At 48.1% G+C, this 23,802-nt stretch carries 23 protein-coding genes and 1 pseudogene; 5 read left to right on the forward strand and 19 right to left on the reverse strand.

Annotated elements, in window-relative coordinates:
• Positions 1–36: 36 nt before the first annotated feature.
• The 5 genes from KXJ80_RS01145 to KXJ80_RS01165 form a co-directional block, all read right to left on the reverse strand.
• Positions 37–672, reverse strand: a complete 636-nt coding sequence (locus KXJ80_RS01145; RefSeq protein ID WP_069453815.1) for a phage tail protein — start codon at positions 670–672, stop codon at positions 37–39.
• Between the two features lie 234 nt (positions 673–906).
• Entirely contained in the window at positions 907–1,395 is a 489-nt protein-coding gene (locus tag KXJ80_RS01150) for a GNAT family N-acetyltransferase (RefSeq protein ID WP_069453816.1), read from the reverse strand.
• Positions 1,382–2,539, reverse strand: a complete 1,158-nt coding sequence (locus tag KXJ80_RS01155) for a sulfotransferase family protein (protein ID WP_069453817.1) — start codon at positions 2,537–2,539, stop codon at positions 1,382–1,384. Before KXJ80_RS01155 ends, KXJ80_RS01150 begins: the two co-directional genes overlap by 14 nt.
• Positions 2,539–4,548: a phytanoyl-CoA dioxygenase family protein gene (locus KXJ80_RS01160; RefSeq protein WP_069453818.1), complete on the reverse strand. Its 2,010-nt coding sequence runs from the start codon at positions 4,546–4,548 to the stop codon at positions 2,539–2,541. Before KXJ80_RS01160 ends, KXJ80_RS01155 begins: the two co-directional genes overlap by 1 nt.
• Positions 4,526–5,113, reverse strand: coding sequence for an aspartyl/asparaginyl beta-hydroxylase domain-containing protein (locus tag KXJ80_RS01165; RefSeq protein ID WP_218737629.1), 588 nt, complete (start codon positions 5,111–5,113; stop codon positions 4,526–4,528). The genes KXJ80_RS01160 and KXJ80_RS01165 overlap by 23 nt, the downstream gene beginning before the upstream one ends.
• Before the next feature lie 120 nt (positions 5,114–5,233).
• On the opposite strand from KXJ80_RS01165, the gene yrfG reads away from it, so the two are divergent.
• Positions 5,234–5,896: a GMP/IMP nucleotidase gene (gene yrfG, locus KXJ80_RS01170; protein WP_218737630.1), complete on the forward strand. Its 663-nt coding sequence runs from the start codon at positions 5,234–5,236 to the stop codon at positions 5,894–5,896.
• 41 nt (positions 5,897–5,937) lie between these two features.
• On the opposite strand, the pseudogene KXJ80_RS01175 reads toward yrfG, so the two are convergent.
• The 13 genes and pseudogenes from KXJ80_RS01175 to gspC form a co-directional block, all read right to left on the reverse strand.
• Positions 5,938–6,330 (reverse strand): annotated as a pseudogene (locus tag KXJ80_RS01175) (IS4 family transposase); the annotation flags it as partial.
• Between the two features lie 165 nt (positions 6,331–6,495).
• Entirely contained in the window at positions 6,496–7,257 is a 762-nt protein-coding gene (locus KXJ80_RS01180) for a type II secretion system protein N (protein WP_218737631.1), read from the reverse strand.
• A 14-nt stretch (positions 7,258–7,271) separates the two neighbouring features.
• The gene (locus tag KXJ80_RS01185) at positions 7,272–7,748 is read right to left on the reverse strand and encodes a type II secretion system protein M (RefSeq protein ID WP_011715431.1); all 477 of its coding nucleotides are present in this window, start codon (positions 7,746–7,748) and stop codon (positions 7,272–7,274) included.
• A gap of 1 nt (position 7,749) precedes the next feature.
• Positions 7,750–8,937, reverse strand: a complete 1,188-nt coding sequence (gene gspL, locus KXJ80_RS01190) for a type II secretion system protein GspL (protein WP_069453821.1) — start codon at positions 8,935–8,937, stop codon at positions 7,750–7,752.
• 48 nt (positions 8,938–8,985) lie between these two features.
• Positions 8,986–9,984 carry a type II secretion system minor pseudopilin GspK gene (gspK, locus tag KXJ80_RS01195; RefSeq protein ID WP_144346548.1) on the reverse strand — a complete coding sequence of 333 codons (999 nt, stop codon included), beginning with the start codon at positions 9,982–9,984 and terminating at the stop codon, positions 8,986–8,988.
• The gene (gspJ, locus tag KXJ80_RS01200) at positions 9,981–10,748 is read right to left on the reverse strand and encodes a type II secretion system minor pseudopilin GspJ (protein WP_069453822.1); all 768 of its coding nucleotides are present in this window, start codon (positions 10,746–10,748) and stop codon (positions 9,981–9,983) included. Before gspJ ends, gspK begins: the two co-directional genes overlap by 4 nt.
• A complete protein-coding gene (gspI, locus tag KXJ80_RS01205) occupies positions 10,729–11,097 on the reverse strand; it encodes a type II secretion system minor pseudopilin GspI (protein WP_037416429.1) in 369 nt (122 codons plus the stop codon). The genes gspJ and gspI overlap by 20 nt, the downstream gene beginning before the upstream one ends.
• Entirely contained in the window at positions 11,084–11,656 is a 573-nt protein-coding gene (gene gspH, locus KXJ80_RS01210; protein ID WP_218737951.1) for a type II secretion system minor pseudopilin GspH, read from the reverse strand. Before gspH ends, gspI begins: the two co-directional genes overlap by 14 nt.
• 1 nt (position 11,657) lies before the next feature.
• Positions 11,658–12,092, reverse strand: a complete 435-nt coding sequence (gspG, locus tag KXJ80_RS01215; protein WP_011715426.1) for a type II secretion system major pseudopilin GspG — start codon at positions 12,090–12,092, stop codon at positions 11,658–11,660.
• Between the two features lie 74 nt (positions 12,093–12,166).
• Positions 12,167–13,390 carry a type II secretion system inner membrane protein GspF gene (gene gspF, locus KXJ80_RS01220; RefSeq protein WP_037427529.1) on the reverse strand — a complete coding sequence of 408 codons (1,224 nt, stop codon included), beginning with the start codon at positions 13,388–13,390 and terminating at the stop codon, positions 12,167–12,169.
• Between the two features lie 3 nt (positions 13,391–13,393).
• Positions 13,394–14,959, reverse strand: a complete 1,566-nt coding sequence (gspE, locus tag KXJ80_RS01225) for a type II secretion system ATPase GspE (RefSeq protein ID WP_037427531.1) — start codon at positions 14,957–14,959, stop codon at positions 13,394–13,396.
• The gene (gene gspD / locus KXJ80_RS01230) at positions 14,956–17,070 is read right to left on the reverse strand and encodes a type II secretion system secretin GspD (RefSeq protein WP_099457140.1); all 2,115 of its coding nucleotides are present in this window, start codon (positions 17,068–17,070) and stop codon (positions 14,956–14,958) included. The genes gspE and gspD overlap by 4 nt, the downstream gene beginning before the upstream one ends.
• A 24-nt stretch (positions 17,071–17,094) precedes the next feature.
• A complete protein-coding gene (gene gspC, locus KXJ80_RS01235; RefSeq protein ID WP_037427535.1) occupies positions 17,095–18,021 on the reverse strand; it encodes a type II secretion system protein GspC in 927 nt (308 codons plus the stop codon).
• Positions 18,022–18,272: 251 nt separating this feature from the next.
• Between gspC and hslR the strand changes: the two genes are divergently transcribed.
• The 4 genes from hslR (at position 18,273) to KXJ80_RS01255 (ending at position 23,116) form a co-directional block, all read left to right on the forward strand.
• Positions 18,273–18,671 carry a ribosome-associated heat shock protein Hsp15 gene (hslR, locus tag KXJ80_RS01240; protein WP_037416410.1) on the forward strand — a complete coding sequence of 133 codons (399 nt, stop codon included), beginning with the start codon at positions 18,273–18,275 and terminating at the stop codon, positions 18,669–18,671.
• Positions 18,672–18,707: 36 nt separating this feature from the next.
• Positions 18,708–19,568, forward strand: coding sequence for an Hsp33 family molecular chaperone HslO (gene hslO, locus KXJ80_RS01245; RefSeq protein ID WP_218737632.1), 861 nt, complete (start codon positions 18,708–18,710; stop codon positions 19,566–19,568).
• Positions 19,569–19,767: 199 nt separating this feature from the next.
• Positions 19,768–21,309 carry a phosphoenolpyruvate carboxykinase gene (locus tag KXJ80_RS01250; RefSeq protein WP_088586493.1) on the forward strand — a complete coding sequence of 514 codons (1,542 nt, stop codon included), beginning with the start codon at positions 19,768–19,770 and terminating at the stop codon, positions 21,307–21,309.
• Between the two features lie 247 nt (positions 21,310–21,556).
• The gene (locus tag KXJ80_RS01255) at positions 21,557–23,116 is read left to right on the forward strand and encodes an AbgT family transporter (RefSeq protein ID WP_218737633.1); all 1,560 of its coding nucleotides are present in this window, start codon (positions 21,557–21,559) and stop codon (positions 23,114–23,116) included.
• 100 nt (positions 23,117–23,216) lie between these two features.
• Here the strand turns inward: KXJ80_RS01255 and KXJ80_RS01260 are convergent, their stop codons facing one another.
• Positions 23,217–23,480: a DUF7716 domain-containing protein gene (locus tag KXJ80_RS01260; protein ID WP_259474515.1), complete on the reverse strand. Its 264-nt coding sequence runs from the start codon at positions 23,478–23,480 to the stop codon at positions 23,217–23,219.
• Between the last annotated feature and the right edge of the window lie 322 nt (positions 23,481–23,802).

The raw sequence follows: 23,802 nt of genomic DNA on the forward strand, positions 1-23,802 counted from the left end.
GGATTACTGAATTAATTTAATAGCAATTATCCAACGTTAATTACGTGACGGATAAATACCCTCCAACGCGATAATAAAATTCATTCCCAGATAGGGATTGCGAATTCCGACAGGCTGTCCTCCACCAACAGGATTGACGGTTACTGTGCCTGTAGGTGTTACGTTACCCTGCACTCCACCGAGGCTAGCCTTTGTAGAGTCTGGCGCCGTACCAGTAAACAATCCATTAAACGCAACATTTGCAGGCCCCGCCTTAGCTGTCGTAGCAGAGAGGTAGGTAGTTGCGCCCGTTGCCGGAGGAACCATTGCAGTGGTCGTAGTGGTAGCAACATCAACCGTTGCAGCCACACTACTTGCATTGCCAGTGAAAGTAGCTGTTGGTGTATGAATAGGTAGCTGATTGGTAGTGAGATTGATGTTCTCAGCACCGGAGCTCTGCCCAAGAACAATATTGCTTAGCCCTGCACCAGTTCCGGTACCCACAGGAGTACGACTTTGCAGATTAGGCAATCCAAAGGTTGTGGTGCCATTGCCACCATAGTTTGTACCTAGAAGAGAGAAGAGCGCGCTGTAGGTGGAAATGGCCAATAACTGTCCATTGCAAAGCGCCCAGCCACGCGGAGCGAAAGTACCAGCGAACATGCGGATTTCTCCAATAAATGGCTCTGACATTGTATTTCTCCTTAAATAACGATTTTGTCTATGTAACGTCTTTTAATGGTTTAATTACTCACGACAATTAATCGACAGCGAGTTCCTTCTGCTGATTACAACATCATCCACATCACACATTGGGGAGGTTATTATGCAACGCAATTAAAACAACTTAGTTACAACTAAACATATCTGAAAAATCGGCAAACACAATTAGGCAGAAATAATTTTGTGTAAATTATCAGCCAACGTTTAAGGCCATAGCATTGACTCATAGGTTTCGGAACGGCTTTGAAACTGAAATCCATGCCGTAAATAAAGTGATTTAGCTTGAGTATTTTCACTCTCTACTGATAAATGAACAGGCAACTGACGTTGTGTCGCCTCAAGCTTGACCGCCTCTAATACCGCAGAGCCTAAACCGCGATCTCGCATGCTTGGCGTAATAATAAAATCAACAAGATGAACTCTCTGCTCATTAATATCTAGCATCAGTTTGCCGACCGCTTTTTGCCGATAAAACAAAATGTAGCTGATGGCATTTGGATATTGTTCCCGATAGGAGACTTGTTGCAGCCGATATTGTTGCTCCAACATGTTCTGTACGACATCAAGGGGTAAACCAAGCTCATAGAAGAAGGTTTTAGTTGAATAAAAAAGTTCTGCCATAAATAGGTTATCGCTTGCATTGGCAGGCTTAATACTCAAGCCAGTGAATGGATTTAACTCAGCTAGCATCATGGTTTTTATCTCGAACTAAAGGTTGCAACAGTTGCTCATAAGCATTCAATAACAGCTGCCATGAGAGAGTTTGTGATTCATTTAATGGGGTAGATAGCACGGGTACCATGGGTACAAACAATTGCCCTTGTCGCTTTACATCAAAGCGCCAGTGGCCTTGCCAATGCTCAATATCTTCTGCGGCTAACGGCCATTCTAAAATGGCCGAAAGTTCGCTGGGTTTAAGCGCATTTAATTGTTGATAATCCATTAAGATGCAATGACTTGATTGATAAAGTGCAGCAGTTTGCTGGGCAAAACCATGTAACACACCCATTCGAAATGCGTCTACACTAGGCTCACTTTCCGTAAGCGGTAATGAATGGGGAAATACAGCCTTCACTCGTCCCGCCATATGCATACCAGCAACGCGTTGATGCGAAGCCAAAATATCTCTGGGGTGGCGCATCAGGCATAGCACTCGACTATTAGGATAAAGTTCGAGCAACATGGGCCAACAGGCTAAATCCCACGCATTCCACTTGAGCACTAGCTCACGCTCATCAGGCCTCAAGCGCCCTTGTAGCCTTAAACATAAATCCACCAGCAGCGGTGTTAAGGTCGAAGGCCAAGCATCATGATGCATCACATCGCTGCAGAGCATAGATTCGGATAACACTCGGCAAGTTTTGAGTAGGGAAAAACTGCTAGAAACCAGTGTTGAGCCACAACGAGACCAATGGAAAATCATCAAATTAGGATTGATCGCGGGCAAACTTTCGCGTTGGGATAATAAGGGTTCGAGCAAAGTTTGAGGTTGGATAAAACTGGCCAGTAAACCACGACGAGCATCGCTGATATCGTCCTCCAAGAAAGGTTTTGATAACCGCTGAAAGACAGGAACCCAACTTATTGTTTTGGTTTGAGCATGATAACGAGAAGGAAACCAAACTTGGCTGAAGCGTACTAAATCCGGAATGAAACCTTGTTGCTGCAAGGCAATAAATGCCAGCATCTGCTCTAAATTTAGCTCGGGCCAATTGAAGAAGTCGGCCATCAAAGTAATAAAATGCTCAACATCGTTGGCTTGATGCAGCAAAATCAGCATTTGCGGTTGATGCAACAGTTGCCAATAGCGTTGCTGCTGTTTATGAATATCAATCATTAGCTGGCCATTGGGTAGAAGTTAATGTACTGCACCATGCGGGGTAGCACGCCTCGATTTGGCGTCGGTCCATGGGGCAAGGCGTGGTGCCAAATGATTAAATCCCCTGCGTTTGCGGCAATGGGTTTAATGGGCCATTCCTCCCAACGCTGTTGCTGCAACTCAATATCAGTCTTGTTTTGTTCCTGTAGCCAAGTTTCTATTTTGAGGTGAAACTCTGGAACACAGCAAAATGCCCCCTGTTCGGCAGGGGTATCCGTAAGATAAATCAATCCTTGCGTTCCAAATGGCACGGGTAGTTGCAGTGGCATATCCCAATGCATATTTGGGCCAGGAAACTGCCAAGTGGGCGTTTCAGGAGGATTAAAACTCACTCTATCAGTCGTCATCACTAAATCGGTACGCTGCCATAATTGTTCAAAGGCTAGGCGGATTAGCGGTGTTTGCCGATTGGCATCGAGGACGGGATGACGAAATAACTGCAGCATGATTTTCTGCATCAACTCATGGGACTGGTACCAAGTTGATGGATCATTTTCATTCGCGCCAAGCTGCTGCCAAATCACGGCTCGACTCGCCGCGCATTGGGCTTTTGACAACACTTGCGGGATGACTAAATAACCTTCCCGTTGCCAAAAGGCGAGTTGGGCGTCGGTAAGCACTTGAGGTAAAGCATCGCTATAAGCTAGCTCTGTATTGCCGTTTTCTGGCTCAGCTTGGGATAAGGCGCGCAATCGCTGATTGATGCCAACAATATCCGCTGTAGTCAGCTTAGTTTGCCTTTGAACGAAGGCGATAAAATCAGCCTGTTTATCATATTGATAGAGCGCCTTCATCCCAGGCTCTAATCCAATACCGCAAAGATCCAGCAGCACTTTATCTAGGTTCCATTCTCCCTCTGTCACCTCATTGGTTTGTCCAAGCTTTTGTAACTGAATTTTTTGCCATAGCCGCTGCAAGTGATAAATCCCCAAACAACTCAAATCCTCACTGCCAACAAGCGGCAATTTCTGCTGCTGATATTGGAAGATAAAATCGGGATAGGTTCCCAACTCGTAGCTAAAGTCCACTCTACTCAGAGGTTTAAGCCACAGGGATTTTTTATATTGGGATAGGGTTAATTGTGATTGATTTTCAAGTAATTGATGTTCGCCATAAACCCTGATTTGCGTCGTCAATTTTAGGTTTATGGGTTGAGGATCATAATCGGGTAACAATAAGCTCCCCGCCAACCCACTCTTGTCGCCTTGAGCGAGCAAGCGGGCATGGGCTAAATCGAGGCAGAATAAAGGGCCCAAATATATTGGCGGCTGCTCTTTTAGCTTGAGCCACGCATCCAACTCAATCGACTCGGGGATCAAACATCCATCCTCTGCTAAAAAATGCTGTAGCTGGCTAAAAATCTGTACCTGCGGTTCCTGTTGCAGCAGGTGTTTCATGGTTTCAGAAATAATCAGATCAAAGGCTTGTGTTGATGCTGGCCGCCAAAGCGTAGCGTCAGCACAAATAAGCGCATCGACACGATCCGCTACGCCGAAATATGCCAGCAGCTTTTCAACACTCTCCAATGACGCTCGATGAATGTCGAGTAAGGTTACTCGCACTTGCTTCGCCGTAAATAGCGGTAATAAGGCTAAAATTAACCAAGCAAAAGGCCCTGTTCCGGCATAGAGTATGTGCACAGGATGATTCGAGTGAGCTTTAAGTTTGTCCTGTATCGCTTGATAAATTCCCTGAATAAACACTCTGCTACGCTCGGGATCTTCTGCACATTGCGCCGCAGTTGTTGGAGATACAGCCTTGCCAAAAGGGGTCATGCTGGCCTCCGTATCGAGAAACAACGCCGGGTGCAGTTCCACCCCTGTCAATTGGCATAACTGCGCCAGCATAGGATCGATAAGCCGCTTTGCCTCCCCCGCTGAATGGGATTGCAACAGCGCCTGAGCAAACAGCTTTAATCTCAAAAGCGCCTCGCGCTGCCCTGCATTAGGCTTTGATCTTGGCATCATGGATAAGCTCCTTTAACCACGAGTTAACTTCACAATCGATCACCAAATTGATTCTGGCTTCCACACCTTTGTTCGCTACCCAATGGGTTTGGTCGGCATTGATATACCACAGCTCCCCCGCCTGCATCGGCACCCGCTTATCATCCACATAAAAATGCAGTTGGGCGTGGGTTTGAATGGGAAGATGCAACCTTGCTTCGCCTTGCTCTAGGGATAAGCCTTGATCCCTATGGGGTTTGATTTCGGCGCCAGCATGTAAACGCATTAAGCGTACCGATTTAACCGGGCAAGCAAGGGATTGAATAAACTGCAGTAGCACGGGGCTCGATTCCAGTGAGGGCAAATTATCCCAATCTGTTGCAGCACTAATGGAAAAGGCCTGCAAAATAGGGTGCGCGACTCGATATTCCTCGGCGCAGCGCAAGGCCAACACATCCCAACCGCCCTGATAATCCCGTTGGTTAATATGCGGCAACCACTCATGCTGCAACAAAGAAGTGAGTTCTTGCTGTAAACTAGTGATATTCGGAGCTTGGGTAAGCAAGGCGAATGAGCAGATATCCATATCCAAGTGTCTCATTTTTAGACAAAAACGAATTAATCAAGCCTAGCACAAAGTGTCATACTGACAAGATAGGCTAATGTAAACCTCATTCTCAGCCGAGTGAATCACACAGGACAGCCCATGTTTGACTGGAAGAAGATTGATACTGTACTGCTCGATATGGACGGCACCCTGCTCGACCTGCACTTTGATAACCATTTTTGGTTGAGCCTGGTGCCACAGGAGCTGAGCAAGCAGCGGGGATTAAGCCAAAGCCAGGCACAACAACTGGTGGAACAAGCCTACGGCAGAGTCGCGGGCACATTAGACTGGTATTGCCTCGATTATTGGCAGTCCGAGTTACAGCTCGACATTATGGGGCTTCACCGTAACTTAGTTGACCGTATTCAGCTGCGCCAAGACAGCATGCCGTTTCTCGATGCCCTCGCCGCCGCGGGTAAAAAACGTATCTTAGTCACCAATGCCCATCCTAAGAGTCTTGCGCTTAAGCTGGAACACACTGAACTGGCAAGCGGCTTAGATGCGATGATTTCGAGCCATGAAACGGGTTATCCCAAGGAACACCCACAATTTTGGCAAACGCTATTTGAAAAATTCGCCCTAGTGCCTGAGCGTTGCCTGTTTATCGATGATAGCGAGCCGATTTTGAATGCGGCGCGCTTAGCGGGCGTAGGCCATCAGCTCGGGATCAGCAATCCCGATAGCCAGAAACCGGCTAAAACCTTCAATGATTTTCCGGCCATTAGCGACTATCACCTGCTATTTGCCGATCTGGCGGGTTAATCCCTTAAAATACAAAAGGCACCCTAAGGCCTGTCTCTTGATCACAAGTCTTCGTGATTGAGAGACATGGCCAATTCGTAACCCTCAAGGATGGTTTGTAACCTAAACCATCCTTCCCACAATACCTCTATACAAGCTCGACCTGTCCGCTTGGTATCTTTCCAACCCCCTAATCTGGCCAGACGCTCGTACGCCCACTGCATATCGGGTGCCTGTTGAGGTAACGGACGTCCCTCCATTTTCAGCCAAAGTAATTTCCACGCTTTCTGACCCAATAGCGTTTCACAACATTGTGCTGCCACTTCCGCTTTGGATACCTTCATAAAGCGAAGCTGGAGTAAGCGTGTGGCGATAAAAGCCAGTATCACACTCATACGCTCCAGGTTCTCACGGCACTGCATTCTCAGCTCTTCCACCGCGGTGCCACTGCTCTGGATCCATCATCTTCATCATAATCGCCTCGAATATTTAGCCCTAGACGATCTGATCACAATGCGGGGAATGAGTTCAAAAAAAATCCCTGAGCATTGTTCAGGGATTTGTGTATGAGAGACAGCCCTAAGGTGCCTCTATCGAATCATGCACAAACTTACTGAAGATTAAAGCCCAGGAATACGCCCCTGATAAACAATAGGGAAGTAACCATCATCTCCACGCTTACCGAGGATATTAAGAGATTTACGCATATCTTCTGGCTGTTCGTTGGTTTCTTTAATCTTAGCGGCAACCTTAACCATATTGCCTTCATCTAGCTGTAGCGTGCCAATAATCCCCAACTGGTTTTTGCTCTCATCGGTGGCGAGCTGCACTTTACCCTCAACACAACTCAGCCCCAACTCGATATTACCCAGTGGATAATTGCCGAATTGGTTCTTCACATTGGTTTGATTTAAAAACAACTTGCCCGATAACTGCTCGCACCAAGGTTTACCTTGCTCTAGAGTTTCCACCAGTAGGCTGACTTCACCATTAATTTCGGTTCTAAAGGGCAGTTTTGCATTGCCAATCAAGAAGCTATCGGGCGCTTCAAAACGCAATCCTTGGGCGCTGATCCCGCCCATAGACCAAGTGATTAACCCTTTGGCACTCACTGGGGTCGCACGGCTACCCACTTGAAAATCCAGCTTCACTTTACCCAAAAACAACGCCCAAGGGCTCAGCTCCCAGCGTACTTGTTCCAATTGGCGTTGCTGCAGATTTAAGGTTTCAATGCTGCCAGACCAAATACTGCCGCTCACCCCAGAAATCCCCACATTTGCAGGCAGTGGTGCGAGGCGCACAGCGACACTGGCGGGAAATAACGCCAGCAAAAACACTAAATAAACCAGTACACCTATAATGATTTTTTTTATCAAACTCACAGCTACACCTTAACCTATTGCGCTAGTTGGATACGTCTTACTTTGACATAGCCAGGCGCGTCGGCCTCTGCCAAATCAACACTCTCAAGTGATAGGCCTTTTTTCTGCACTAAGTCACTCAAATAATTGAGTAAGGCATCGAATGGCACATCATCCATCCACACTTGGATTTTATCGCCCTGGGGCTGCATGCGAGTGATCACTAATCCGTAAGTGCCCGCCGTTTGGTTAACGACCGAGCTTAAGCTGCCTGACATTGTCGGCTTAGCGCCGCTTTGCTTTAAGCCAGCGATTTTATTCGCCGTTTGCTTTACATAGGTCAGGGTCTGCTGCTGCGCCGTTAAGTTGCGCAGTGCATTGGCTTCGGCATTGGCAATGGGAGTCCAGATACCCCAGTAAAACACGCCGATCACTAAGAAAACGGCGCCGAAGCCCACGATTTGCTGCTCGCGCGATGCAAGCCCTTGCCACCAAGTCCGCAAATTATCCATCTTATTTGCTCCTCAAGGTTAAGGTACTGGTGACCTGATCTTCACCGCTGTTCATCGTACCGCCATCCATTTGGAAACGACGGCCGACAATCTCTTTAAACTTCTCAATTTGCGCGTAATTTTTAGCAGTGACTTGCATGCGGATTTCATTACGGGCACTTTCAAATCGTAAGCTATTGGGTTTTAGCTCAGGTACTTGTTTAAAGGCGTCTTGTAACCCCGCCAGCATAGCAAAAAACTCTGCACCACTGCCTTGGCCTTGGAGTGCTCGCAGTTGGCTCTCCATCTGCGAGCGTAAATTCACGATGCGTGAATTTCCTGGTATCACTTGTTGATAAATGGCTTCACTTTGCGCCTTCAAATCGGCGATTTGGCCATTTACCTGATGAATGGTTAAGCTTTTATTTACCAGAGACAACACAATAGCAATGGCTAGTACAATTGCCGCATTCTTCCATTGCAACAAGTGCTTACTGTATTCGCGCTTAGGCGTATAGACACCCGTCAGTAAGTTAATCGGCGCATGTAAAATGCCGCGCGCCAGCACCAACATAGGTAAGTCGAGTGGCTGTGGCTTAAGCTCAACACCGTCCAACTCCATCTCGGTATAACTGGCGACCGACACCTCGTCTGTCTGAGCCGTCAGTTGCTTCATTGCCACTGGCAACCAAGATAAAGGCAGGCTATGGCCCGTTCCTAATCCTGTACGCAACAATAACTCGTTACCGAAACGCATGGCCGCCCATTGGCATTCCTGCAATGGCAAGGCCAAGCAATCAGGCACAATACGCTTCACTTTTAAGCCCGCTTCGGCCAAACAGCTGAGCCAAGTTTGCATTTGCTCATGGGCAACGGCCACCACGCTGAGGGCATCGCCATTGCGTGGACCAACGGTAAAGTGCATCGCATCCACATCCTCGGCGATGGATTCTTCCAACATAAAAGGCAGGGCCTTTAAGGCTTGGCGTTGGCCTTTTTCGGGCAGATTCACGCTGGTGAGCGTCATGGCGGAAGCTGGCACCAACACATCAATTGGGCGATTGCCCGCGCGCTCAGTTAAGGTTGATAAACCTTGGGCGTTGGCCAGTTCGCCTGAGGCGATAATTTCTTGTTCTTGTTCGGACCAAACCAGCCAAGAGCATGCCTGCTCTGCGGTTCTGCCTAAGCGAATAAATAGCCGTTCACTCACAGTTTTTCTCCACCAGCTTCAACCTTAAGGGATTGAGCTTGTTTGCTATTATTTTTGTCCACCAAACTGACGGGTGAGCACATCCATTTTGTTACCGCTGCCCTTTTTGAGCACACTCTCCATCCTAAAAATGGCGTTGTCGACCTTTGCGCCCGAGGCAAGGAGGAAATATTGACTGTCGATCACAAAAGTCGACTTCATCGCATCTTCCCATTTAATCGACCCCATTGAGGAGGATTCGTAAAAATCATCAATCTTGGCAAAACCATCGCCAGGGCGCTGGTTAATAATGCTTTCCGCCTCACCGACGGAAATCTGATTATCGAGCATGGCCGCCAACAGCGCTGCTTGTTCGACATCAATGGTATTCACATTCAACAATTGCCTGTCATTCCCCGGGATAACACAAATATAAGGCAATAATTTCAAATAAATATCCTGTGTGTATCCCATCACTGCCCGCAGCTCACTCCGATGATTCATCAGAGTGTTAGCGGCACGGTATGGCACATGGCGTGCTTCATACTCGGCATCTTCAGCGCCATAGGGGCTGGCGATCGTGTCTTCGTCGATATAATCCTTTAGGGTTTGAGTGAGATGATCTGCGGTAAAATCATCCATACCTAAACTCACTAATAACGCCTTGTATTGCCTAGCCGCCAAGGGCAATTTAGGTTGACCGTTTTCCACATCTTTTGTGGTGACGGACAAGGCATTTAAGTTAAAACACGAACGCATATCGGTGATCTTGCCTGCAATCTCGCCATATTCTGCCGGAAATACCACATCGCTCATGGCCCAATATTGTTGCTTATGGACACGCCCCTCTGAATCGTCTAAGTCCTGCTTGAGGATCTTCTTCGCCAGCTCTTCGGCGGAAATAGCATACCAATAGGCCTGATCGTACTGAGCTAAGTTTAAGGTGCGGCGCATCGACAACTGATTACGACTGGTAATATTGGTGGCAATAATCACCACCATGGCCACGATCAGTAATACGACGATCAGCGCGACACCACGCTGTTTAGTAGGAGTTCGCCTTATCATGCGCCATCCTCATTTTCTGGCTCACCGGTGCCGGGATCTTCTTCCCCGTTACCGGAACCATCGCCGTTATTATCTTTGTCACCGTTGTCTTCTTTATTGTCTTCGGTGTTTTCGTCTTTGTTGTCTTCATCACTAGACTTTTCTGGCGCCGCCGCGCCCAGAGGCAGCATAAACTTACGCTGAATCTTACCTAGACCTTCAATCTCAATTTCGATTGCAATGGCTTTGGGTAACTTAGTCGCCTCAACCTTGCGCTCCCACTTATCCTCCATAAAGAAGGAGTACTCGACCGAGAGCACCTTATCGATAATCACCGTCTTGATTGGCTCGGCACCAAATTCCGGCTCAGGGTAAGGATAATACCAGCGTTCTAATTTTCCTTCTCGTACGACATAGGCGACCGACTGCAAACTGCCTCGGGGCAATAAGCCATCTGGATTGAGCCAGCCCAAGCGGTAAAAGACTAAAGCCTCGGATTCCGAATCTAAAAGGTCATTCCCCGTCTGAAATACCGTTGTTCCGCGGCCACCTTCGAGGAGTCTGGGTGTGCGGGCAACCATCTGTCCCAAGTCGCGCTCAATCGCTCCAAAGCCCTGTTGCAACGCTTTTAAACGGGTTGAGAAATTCTTTGTCACTTCATCATTGGTCAGAACTGTGCTGAGTACCGCATTGGCCGCTAAGCCCAACATGGCAAAAATCGCAATCGCGATCAGCATTTCCAGCAGGGTAAACCCCCGATGAGCATTAGTTTGTTTTAAGGACATAACTGCTCACTTGTGCTGCAATACGCTGATAACGCTCATCTTCACTGACACTAATACGGATCATGCGAAAATTATCATCGGTGGTTTTCACCACTTCTTTTCGCCAGTACCAATCCTTACCCGCCAGTTCTACTTGGCCCTCTTTTTTGCCGATTTCCGGAAATTGAGGCTCGAGTCTGGCATCGACCATTTGATTGTCGGCTACCCACTGAGCAAGGGTGCGCGACTCCAAAATCGGCATATTCGCCATTTGCTCACCCAAGCTTTTGGTGATTGAAACGGCGGCAATCGCAAACACCGCCAAGGCGACGATCACTTCGAGTAAAGTCATGCCCTTAGCGTATTTCATCGGGGCGCCCTAGGGTTAAACGGCCAAGGGCATCGCCCACCACCAACACGTCGAGGGAGCCTTTATCTGTCTTGGTAATAAAACTCAACTCAAAGGCGCTCATTTCGCCGCTGGGAAATAGCAAAATCTGTGGTTCAGGGTGCTTTTTCTTATCTTCCGCAGAAGGCTCGATTAAAGGTTCTTTAAACCAAGAGTCATCTTGTTCGTCCTCTTGTGCGAGCGGTAAACCATCGAGCACCAAATTAATCACCACACCAGGTTCCATTTGTTTTTCAGACAGAATTCTGTCCTTTTCCAATGGATTCCATTTACCATCTTTATAAAAAACAAACTGATAACTGGTTTTTTCCACCACAATACCGATAAATTGGCCGCTTAATACGGTTTCATCTAGCACTAACTCTGTAGCGGCTATAAATTGCTGCGCGGTTTTTTCCAGCGCCTGTTGTGGCCCCGAATTGCCAATAGACATGGTCACCGCCGCGGCGGTGAGTCCCATTAGCAAAATCACCAGCATCACCTCCATCAAGGTGAAGCCGGCGTGGCGCAGCGTTAACATCTTATTGGAAGTTCTGTAAGTTCCAGTTACCGATATCATCTTCGGTACCTGGTTGACCGTCTGGGCCTGCACTAAAGATATCTAACTTGCTGTTTTCGCCAGGGCTTAACAGTAAGTAGTTATTACGCCATGGGTCCTGTGGTAAACGCTTTACATAACCTTCTTCGCGGTAGTTGCGAGGCTCAGGTGAAATCGTTGGTTTTTGCACTAAGGCTTCTAAACCTTGCTCAGTCGTTGGATAAACACCGTTATCTAACTTGTACATATCTAAGGCGTTTTCGAGCGCGACTATGTCAGATACCGCTTTTTGTTGGTCGGCTTTATCTTTGTTGCCCATCAAATTTGGCACCACCATAGACGCCAAAATACCGAGGATAACGATTACCACCATCACTTCAAGTAAGGTAAAACCCTTGTGCTTTTTATTCATTTGCATCGATTACATCTCCTAAAAAACCTGTGCCATTCTCAGCCGTATGACTGAAAGGCAATATTCCATAATGTCAAAAACTAGCCACTAATCAAATTGTTCAGCGCCAATATCGGTTGCAGAATGGCCATCACGATAAAGAGTACAACCCCCGCCATACTCACCACTAACATGGGTTCGAATACGCCGAGGGCGAGCGTCACATTACTCTCAAACTCGCGATCTTGGTTATCCGCAGCACGCTCAAGCATGTCTTCGAGCTGACCACTCTTCTCCCCCGAGGCGATCATATATAACATCATCGCCGGGAATAGCTTAGTGTTAGTCAACGCGGTACTGAGGCTAGTTCCTTCCCGTACGCGCGCCGTTGCATCATCCACCGCCGCCCGTACCCGCATATTTTGCAATACCTCGCTGGCAATGCGCATCCCGTCCAACAAAGGCACCGAACTGGCGGATAAAATACTCAAGGTACGCGCAAAACGCGCAGTATTGAGTCCTTTACTTACTCGGCCAATCACCGGCATTTTCAGCAAAAATGTATGGTATTTCATCTTGAAAATCGGTGACTTGAGTAGACGCTGAAACACGACCAGCAGAATACCTATCGCTAAAACAACAAACAGACCATAGTGTTGGACAAAATCCGAGGCAGCAATTAAGAAACGGGTCGTCGCCGGTAACTCGGCGCCCATATGCTCAAACTGACCAACGACCTTTGGAACCACAGCCGCAAGTAACACTGAGACAACCCCAATGGCGACAATCGTCAGCATGATGGGATAAATCATCGCCTGTTGCAGTTTAGATTTAAGCTGCTGGCGACGTTCGGTGTAATCGGCTAAGCGGTTTAGCACCACTTCCAAGTGGCCAGATTTTTCCCCCGAGGCCACCATAGCGCGGTATAAGTCATCGAAAATATGCGGAAATTCAGCCAAGGAATCGGCCAGACTATAACCCTCAACGACCCTGGAGCGCACCGCCATGATCATACTGGCAAGCCGCGCCTTCTCACATTGCTGGCCTACCGCCTTAAGACATTCCTCGATCGGTAAGCCCGCCGCCACCAGTGTCGCGATTTGACGGGTGATCAGCGCTAATTCCGCCACTGAAATCCCGCGCTTAAAGGGCGAAAATCCCGCACCTTTCGCCTTGGCTTCTTTTTCGCTGACCGGCAGAATATCCAGCGGCATCAAGCGTTGATCGCGCAATTGGCTACGTGCGTGTCTGGCGGTATCCGCTTCGATCACGCCCTTAAGCTGCTTCCCCTTGGCGTCCAGCGCCTTATATTCAAATGCAGGCATAGCTTACTCCTCGCGGGTCACCCTTAGGACTTCTTCCAGAGTGGTGATACCTGAGAGCACCTTGCTCATGCCATCGTGGCGAATGCTTGGTACCGACTGGCGGATATATTTCTCAATCGCCAGTTCGCCACGTCCACCGTGAATAAGCTCGCGCACATTATCATCGACCAACAATAGTTCGTGAATGCCAGTACGACCACGGTAGCCACTGTTACCACAGGCCTTACAGCCGTTGGCACGATAAATATGGCGTGGATCATCGGCAGTAATACCCAGCAGTTCACGTTCACGCTCATCGGGCACATGCGCAGTCTTACATTTTGGACAGAGGGTACGGATCAAGCGCTGAGCCAATACCCCGAGCAAACTTGATGAGACTAAGAAAGGCTCAACACCCATATCCTGCAAACGGGTAATCGCGCCCGAAGCGGTGTTGGTGTGGAGAGTCGAAATCACTAAGTGACCCGTCAAGGATGCCTGCACCGCAATTTGGGCGGTTTCAAGGTCACGGATTTCCCCGATCATTACTACATCGGGGTCTTGACGCAGAATCGCCCGTAGACCACGGGCAAAGGTCATGTCCGCCTTAGTGTTAACTTGAGTTTGGCCTATGCCTTCTAATTCGTATTCGATGGGATCTTCAACGGTTAAGATATTGGTATCTTTAGAGTTAATCTCAGTAAGCCCAGCATATAGCGTGGTACTCTTACCCGAACCCGTAGGACCCGTTACCAAGATAATGCCGTGGGGACGACGAATAAGCTCATCGAACTTGGCTCGGATGCTGTCCGTCATACCCAGCTGTTTTAAATCCAGATTACCGGCATTCTTATCCAGCAAACGCAGCACCACACGCTCACCGTGGCTCGATGGCATGGTCGATACCCGCACGTCCACCGCGCGGCCCGCAATCCGCAGCGAAATACGGCCATCTTGTGGTACACGTTTCTCGGCGATATCGAGGCGCGCCATCACCTTAATCCGCGACACCAACAAGGATGACAACTTACGATTCGGCTTAAGCACTTCCTTCAGCACACCGTCGATACGGAAACGCACGACTAGCTGCTTCTCGTAGGTTTCGATATGGATATCCGAGGCTTCTTCTTTAATCGCTTCTGATAAGAGGGCGTTAATGAGCTTAATGATCGGCGCATCATCATCGCCTTCGAGCAAATCTTCGGTTTGTGGCAACTCTTCTGCAAGAGTAAATAAATCCATTTCATTGCCAATGTCTTCCATCAGCTGCTGCGCTTCGGAGGAATTGGCTTGATAGGCCTGAGTCAGTTTGACCTCAAACTTACTCGGCTCGAGCTGTACCAAAGGTAAATCCACGCCCGAGTAGCGACGCGCTTCAAGCATCGCCGCTAACGGGGTTTTGGCGGTATAAAACAGGTTCAAGGCGCCATCATCGCCATAGGCTAAAATCACCTCATGGCGGTGGGCAAAGGCAAAGGGTAAACGCTCTTTGCTGCTGGAGCGAAATACCTCATCACCTTCGGCTTCAATACCTAGTTCATTGGAAACTAAGCTTAAATCCTCGACTTGGGATACTTGTATTTCACTCATTGTGTTTTATCTTTGTTTTTGTTTTCATCCAGCGACTTGAGAGTCGGGTCAGTTTTACGCATCTGAGTCTCTAGCCCTTTGCCTTCTTTATAACGATCTAAAATATCGTTCACTTCTGGCGGCACATACTCAGACTGGTTCCACTCATCTAATACCGGCACTTTAGTCTCAGGCATTAGATTGACACCACGCTCTTGCTGTTCAAGCTGCAATGCTCTGAAATAGTTGTATTTACGACCTGCGATACCTTCCATCGTCACACCATCACGGATAATAGTGGGTTTGATAAAGATCATCAGGTTCTTCTTGGTCTTCTTACTGGAAGAAGATTTGAATAAATGGCCAAGTACTGGAATATCGCCGAGGAATGGCACTTTCTGCACGCTTTCTTGGACTTCTTCGTTAATCAAACCACCGAGTACCACGATTTGGCCTGAATCAGCCATAACAGTAGTGGTTAAACGGCGAGTCGCGAAGGAAATATCCACACCCGTGTTACCGTTTACGCCGGAGACTTCTTGCTCAATCGCAAGCTTAACCGCGTTACCTTCGTTGATCTGCGGCACCACTTTTAACTTCACCCCAACCTCTTTACGCTCAACGGTTTGGAATGGGTTACTGTTGTTTGAGCTGGCGGTAGAACCAGTCAGAATAGGCACTTCATCACCGACGATGAAAGATGCTTCTTGGTTATCTAAGGTAGTAATAGAAGGTGTTGCCAGTACGTTTGAGTTGGTATCGGCCGACACAGCTTGTACTAGGGCGCCAAAGTCGCCCATGGCTACACCCCATGCCATACCATTCACTTTACCTAAGGCCTGCGCCAACAAGGTCACATCACCCTTAGTTTTTGGGTTCTGGCCAATCACCTCGCCCGTGCTTGGGTTAGTGATATAGGTTCCTTCTTTATCCTGCGCCTGCCATACACCCGCGCCAATCTCGCCTATGGTTGGGCCTAAGTTATTGAACTGAGTGCCACCATCCGCTTTCGCGGCCCATTGCACCCCAAAGCCGACGTTATCGCCTTCGGCAACTTCCACGATAATGGCTTCTACTAATACTTGGGCGCGGCGAATATCGAGTTGGTTGATCACGCTTTCAATAGTGCGCATTTGATCTGGCTCAGCGCTGATCACTAATGCGTTAGTATCAGTGTGGGCCATAATATTGATTTCATTACGACGTTTGCCACCACCCGCTGCCTGAGCGCTAGGATCTTTTTCACCTTCCAACTTTTGGGCGAAACCGGTTAGCACTTCAACTAAGTCTTCGGCCTTGGCATAACGTAAATAACGTACTTTCGTATTGCCCGTGCTGGCTTGCTCGGCATCGAGACGGTGGATCAGCTCCACCACCCGTTGACGACTCTTTTCATCACCACTGACCACTACGGCGTTAATCCGCTCGTCGGCAACAACCTTAGGCGCTTGTCCGGGAAGCTGCGCTTGGTTAGCTGTCGCGCGGTACAGGGTATCGATAATTCGCACCATTTCGCCAGCAGAAGCATATTCAAGTGGCACGACTTGAACAGAGGTATCACCCTGTTTATCTACACGGCGAATGATTTCAACTAACTTATTAACCACCGCAGCGCGGCCAGAGAGCATCAGCACGTTTGATGGATCGTAGTTCACTACGTTACCACCACCAGCGTTATCGTTTAACTGACGTAATAATGGTGCTAATTGCTTGGCTTCGGTGTTATACAACGCCACGATGCGGGTAACCATTTCATCGCCTAGGCCAGGATCGTTGTCATTAGCAACACGAATCGCCGCGGTTTTCGCATCTTTGTCTTTGATCACTTTGATAACGTTATTTTCCATCTCGACGATGGCATAACCGTATACTTGCAGCACGTTGAGGAAGAACTGGTAATACTGCTCGTCATTGAGCAGATCATAGCTGCGAACGTTGATCTTGCCGCGAATCGTCGGGTCAACAATGATGGTTTTGTTCAAGTTTTTACCAACAATATTGATAAACTCTTGAATATCAGTGCCTTTAAAGTTGGCCGCATATTGTTCAGACCAAACAAATTGCGAGGTCAGCATAGTGGCGCCCGCCACAACTCCAGCAATCAGTTTGCGTCGAATCCGTTTGTTATTCATTATTTTACTTTCCCCTAACGCGTGTTATTGCGGCAAACTAAACATGATTTCAACCAACTGCCCTTCCCGTTCAACCATAACAGAAACTTCAGTTAATTCAGACAATTGGCTCATCATTTCTAACGCCTGACTCATTACGGTCAGGTCGTATCCATTAATCGATTTAGCAAGGTCATTGGGTTTAAAGCCTGCTTGCTTAAATAGGTTCACATCTTTGCCAGGATTGAGGCGATAGCCAACAACGTTTTCTCCCTGTCTCACGGGCGAAATCGCAATATAGTCAGTAATTTTACTGGGATCGGCTAAGAGTTCACTGCGAGATTCGGCCAGCTCTTGAGAGATTTCAGCATTCTTGCGCTGATCCACTCGGCTAACGACTTCAGCTTTTCCGCTCTTGGCCTTTTGTAATTGTTGATTCGCTGGGCTTTGACTGGTGTAAACCAAACCATCAAGCATCAAGGTTTCATAGCGACCCGCATTGGTAATGATAATCCGGTCTGCATAGACTTCTTTTAACGAAGCGGATGTACCCTTAATTTTATCACCCAAGCTGTAGGTTTCTTGGCTACCACTGGATTCAATAATCGCTAGACCTTTTTGGTCAGCGGTGGATGCCACCACCCCCGTCAGTTGAATAGAAAGGGAAGTCTTTGGCGCATCGGTTACGGTTTCGACCACTTCGACTTTAGGTTTATCCGCCTTGGCGTCGGCTTTGCCGAAAAGTGCGAGTTGCTGTAATCCTGCCAGATCAATTTGCCCAGCCCCTTTACCCGCCGTGGTCACCGCAGTGGGAGACCATGCTGTAGGAGAAGAGGTGGTAGGCACGAGTTTCCATGTAATTTGCGCGGCTAAGAGTAAACTCAGAATAAAACCAAGCCAGAAAACAACCTGACTCAACGGCTTATGCGGAATACCTGCAGCTTTTGCGATAACGTTATCTAATAAATCCATATTTATGTGGACCCTCAATACAGGTCTCTGTTCTGATTATAAAAATTATCATGTTCGCCACATGCTAACCTAGGCCGCATTTGGCAACAACCCCATAACAGTATTGCAATTGGCGAAAATTGGCCATTTATGCTAACTTTGCCCGCCTAAAAAGGGTGTGAAGCGCACCACTCTTTAACATAATAGCAATGCGACTTAGGCATTTTATTACTCAGCATGTGAACTCATCGATCTTTTATCTTGGAGACACTATGACACAAAGTTCAGGCGACAGTGGCAGCGTTCGACTCGATAAATGGTTATGGGCCGCACGTTTTTATAAAACCCGAGCCATAGCCAAAGAAATGATCAACGGCGGCAAAGTACATTACAACGGTGCGCGCACCAAATCTAGTAAGAATGCTGAGATAGGTGCCGTCCTTAAGATACGACAAGGTTATGACGATAAAGAGATCGTCATAAAAAAATTATCAGAATCACGCCAAAGTGCATCAATTGCACAGGAATTGTACGAAGAAACCGCCGCCAGCATCGCTAAACGCGCGTTAAATGCCGAAGCAAGACGATTGAATATTCTTAATAATCCTGCACCCGACCATAAACCGGATAAAAAGCAACGACGCCAACTTATCCGATTTAAAGAATGCTAAGAATTACGTAAAAGTTACCTAATAGTGAGATACAAAATGACCCAAGATATTTTACACCGCTACCTGTTCGATAATGCCGATGTGCGTGGTGAACTGGTGCAATTGCAAGACAGCTATCAGCAGGTAATAGGTTCACATGCCTATCCTCCTGTGCTGCAAACCCTGCTCGGCGAATTGCTAGCGGCGACCTCTTTATTAACCGCCACCCTAAAATTTAGCGGTGATATTAGCGTGCAGTTGCAAGGGAATGGCCCAGTATCGCTGGCGGTGATCAATGGCAATAACCAGCAGCAATTACGCGGTATCGCCCGCTGGGATGGCGAGTTAGCCGACGATGCCAGCCTAGCCGACCTGTTTGGCCAAGGTTATATGGTTATCACCCTCACACCGGACGAAGGCGAACGCTATCAAGGCGTGGTCGCCCTTGATAAACCCACCTTAGCCGCCTGTGTCGAAGACTACTTTAACCAGTCAGAGCAATTACCCACAGCAATGTGGCTATTTGCCGACGGTAAACAAGCTGCTGGCATGTTCCTGCAAATATTACCAAGCCAAGAAGACCACAATGCCGACTTCGAGCATTTATGTCAGCTGACAGCGACCATCAAGGCGGAAGAGTTATTCACCCTAGAAGCGCAGGACGTATTACACCGCTTGTATCATCAAGAAGAAGTGCGTCTATTCGATCCTATCGAAGTCAGCTTTAAATGCACTTGCTCACGCGAGCGCAGTGCGGCGGCGATTAAAACCATCGATCAAGCCGAAGTCGAAGCCATTCTGGCGGAAGACGGTAAGGTCGACATGGACTGTGAATACTGCAATGCGAAATACGTGTTCGATGCTATTGATGTTGCAGCAATCTATGCCAATGGCACCACTTCAAATACCCAGCAGTAAGTTTTTACTTACTGTCAAAAGGGCACCTTGGGTGCCCTTTTTTGTACCACCTCAATGATCCAGCTCACACTTTAGCTACGGATAGGATACAATCGGCACACTTTGTCCCCTAGCACGCCTCGGGCGATAAATAAAAGCAAAATCGGCAGACGATCGATAAAAAATAACCTTACAAATACAAGTCAATGGAGACCTCACTATGGCGGATGGATTAAACCGCGTTCATTACAACCCCTCAACAGCACAACTGGTCGAATTTGCCCTGCTCCGCGGCGAAGGTGAATTAACCGCCAATGGTGCGCTGGTTGCCAAAACCGGTACACGCACAGGTCGCTCTCCTGGCGATCGTTTTATTGTTAAAGAACCTAGTTCAGCGGCTGATATCGAATGGGGACCCGTCAACCAAGCATTTGAACCCGGTGCTTTTGAAGGATTATGGGCGCGTGTAGAAGCATTCCTCGCCGATAAAGAGTTGTTTGTATCTGACCTCGAAGTCGGTGCAGACCCAGAACATTACCAGCCAGTGCGCGTGACGACTCAATACGCTTGGCACCAACTGTTCGCCCGCAACCTTTTTATCATCCCAGAAGAATTTAACCGTCAAGACAAGCCTGTATGGCAAATCATCAACGCACCAGACTTCGTCTGTGTTCCTGAGCGTGATGGCACCAATTCAGATGCGGCGGTGATCTTAAACTTTGCCGAGCGCAAAGTGTTGCTAGCGGGCCTGAAATACGCTGGCGAAATGAAGAAGTCGATGTTCTCTGTACAAAACTTCCTGCTGCCAGCCCAAGGCGTATTGCCAATGCACTGCTCGGCAAACGTAGGTAAAGACGGCGACACCACCCTATTCTTCGGTCTGTCGGGTACAGGTAAAACCACCCTGTCTGCGGATCCAAAACGCTTCCTGATCGGTGACGATGAGCACGGCTGGGCACCGGGCGGCGTATTCAACATCGAAGGCGGCTGCTACGCCAAATGTATCGACCTGAGCCAAAAGAACGAGCCTGTGATTTGGGATGCGATTCATTTCGGTACTGTGCTGGAAAACGTGATAATGGACGAGCACCGCGTACCTAACTACAAAGACAGCAGCCTGACGGAAAACACCCGTGCGGCTTACCCGCTCGAGCATATCGCCCAGCGTAAAGAAGACAACCGTGGCGCCGAGCCTCACGCAGTGGTGTTTTTAACCTGCGACGTGTCTGGCGTGTTGCCACCAGTTTCTATCCTGAGCAAAGAGCAAGCGGCTTACCACTTCCTCTCTGGCTACACGGCGAAAGTCGGTTCGACTGAAATCGGCTCAACCTCTGCGATTCAGTCAACCTTCTCTACCTGCTTCGGCGCGCCGTTCTTCCCACGTCCTGCGGGCGTGTATGCTGAGCTGCTGATGAAGCGTATCGAATCATTCGGTAGCCAAGTATACCTAGTTAACACTGGCTGGACTGGCGGCCCACACGGTATTGGTAAACGTTTCGACATCCCAACCACCCGCGCCATTGTCGATGCGATTGTCAGCGGCGAGCTGAAAAACGTTGAAACCGTTCATTTAGATACCTTAAACCTCGCGGTGCCTGTAGCGGTTAGCGGTGTCGACAGCAATCTACTCAACCCAGTGAACACTTGGAGCGATAAAGCACTGTACGCCGAATACGCCCAAAAACTGGCCGAAGCCTTCACTAAGAACTTCGCGAAGTATCAAGTGTCAGACGCCATCCGTAACGCTGGCCCAAAGGCATAAACGCGTAGCGGATTCATTTAGATAATGTAATCAAACACATTGTTGAGTAAAAAAGCGCGGATTCAGTGATGAACCCGCGCTTTTTATTTGTCGGTTAATTTTGTAACTAAAACCCACCCGCACTAACGTCGCTGCGTTAGATTTTTATGTGTTTTATTTCTTATCGATTAGTTAAACCAAGCTTAAATTAATGCTGCGTTTTTATAATCACCAATAACAATCATCATTTTTAGGAAGCGGCACCCAAATGGAAAATCATAAACCTGCCACAGGATTCCAGCGATTTCTCAATACTGTCGAAACAGTAGGGAATAAACTCCCCGACCCCGCAGTATTATTTGCACTATTTCTAGGCTTGGTCTGGCTGATCTCTTGGGGGTTATCGGGCGTCAGTTTTGATGAAATCGATCCCCGAACGGGTAACCCGATTCAAGTCGTCAATATGCTCGAAGGCGGTGCATTAACCGCCTTTACCTCAACACTCGTATCAACCTTTGTGACTTTTCCGCCGCTCGGTGTCGTGCTGGTTGCAATGCTTGGCTTAGGTGTTGCAGAACATACAGGCTTTATTAATGCGGGGCTGCGCTCAATTTTATCCGTGACACCCAAGATTTTACTCACTCCGGTACTGATCGCAGTGGGTATCCTGAGCCATGTCGCGGTTGACGCAGGTTATGTACTCGTTATCCCACTGGGCGCGGTGATCTTCTATGCTGCGGGTCGTCATCCCCTAGCCGGTATTGCCGCCGCTTTTGCTGGCGTATCCGGTGGTTTTTCTGCAACAGTGGGCGTGCCATCGAGTCTTGATCCTATGTTAGCGGGCTTAACTCAGGCGGCCGCAAGATTATCGGCCGACCCAGCTGCCGCAACATTAACAATTAACCCACTGAATAATATTTTCTTTACGTCAGCTTCAGCCGTGTTAATTATCTTAGTTGGCTGGTTTATTACCGATAAGATCATCGAACCGCGCCTAAAAAACACTGCGGTAAATGGCGATCCAGCAACACTCCCCACACTTGATGAGCTGCAACCCCATGAGCGCCGCGGACTCAGATTTGCGATGCTATCCATGTTATTGTGTGCATTAGGATTAGTATTCACCGCCTATGGTGACAACTCTGCTTGGCGCGCTACTGACGGCGCCTTAACCAGTGCCTCCGCACCATTAATGCGCTCCATTGTGGCGATTATTTTTGTGTTCTTCCTCGTGCCAGGCATAGTCTATGGCTATGTTGCGGGTACGGCGAATAACCACAGAGCCATTATTCAAGGCATGAGTAAGTCCATGAGCGGCATGGGTTATTACATCGTTATGGCCTTTTTCTGTGCTCAGTTTATTTATGCGTTTGGCCAATCCAATTTAGGTGCATTAATGGCCATTAAAGGCGCGTTGGCGTTGAAAGAATTGGCTCTTCCGATGGGTGTGACTTTGGTGGGGATTGTGTTTCTCACCGCGTTTGTCAATCTATTAGTCGGCTCAGCCTCAGCCAAATGGGCGTTGATTGGTGCCATTATGGTACCCATGTTAATGGAGCTGGGCGTATCGCCCGATTTGACTCAAGCCGCTTACCGCGTGGGCGACTCGTCGACCAATATCATTACCCCGCTGATGCCTTATTTTCCGCTGATAGTAGTGTTTTGCCAAAAATACGTTAAGGAGTCAGGCATTGGTACCCTAGTGGCGCTGATGCTGCCGTTTTCAATCAGTTTTCTCCTGCTTTGGAGCGGTTTCTTATTGGCATATTGGGCATTAGGTCTGCCATTAGGTATCGGTAGTTCATTCACTTTCCCAGCAATGCCTTAGGGCGAAAAGAGGTATCGAGTGCTAGCAACATTGAATTCATAAAAAACAGGGCACTCGATCCTCAATAACCACTAAACACTGCACCACTTACCACCTCGCTTTAAACGCCGATGCCGACGTAAAACGTCGGCATTTCATCTGATTTAAAACATGTAAATACAAATACTTTAATATCGATAAACGCATCTCGCTCATAGTAAAAGATGATAGCTTCAAGCAGTTCCTGTTCACTGGGCTGAGCTTTTTGCTGCTTAAGATTAGCAATGACATCCTCGATTTGATCCGTATTTAGCAGATAACCATAGTCACTCCGGCCTAAATCATCCTCAAAGGCATCGATTTCGGCATCCGATAGATCCCTCATATTAGGGCGTGTTGACGTTTCATGGTTGTTTTTGCAGCAGTTTGGCTGGCTTTTATGCAAGGCAAAGTCCGTGCAGTGTAGTTACTCTACATAAACGGACAATAACGCAGCAGAAACGCCAGCCAAATGCTGCCCGAAGGGTTCGCCTGGCAAGCCCTTGCTCTTTGTCACTCGTCATTTGAGTAGAATAACTACACTTCATTCCTCGTTTCGCGAGCACGTGCTTGCCAGAACGAACAAAATCTAATCTCGAAACGTCAACACGCCCTAACCACTATCGGGAACAACAATGTGGTCAGTTGAAGGGATTTACCTTGATCAA

Source organism: Shewanella xiamenensis (assembly GCF_024971755.1).
In the GTDB taxonomy this organism is placed as follows: domain Bacteria; phylum Pseudomonadota; class Gammaproteobacteria; order Enterobacterales; family Shewanellaceae; genus Shewanella; species Shewanella xiamenensis.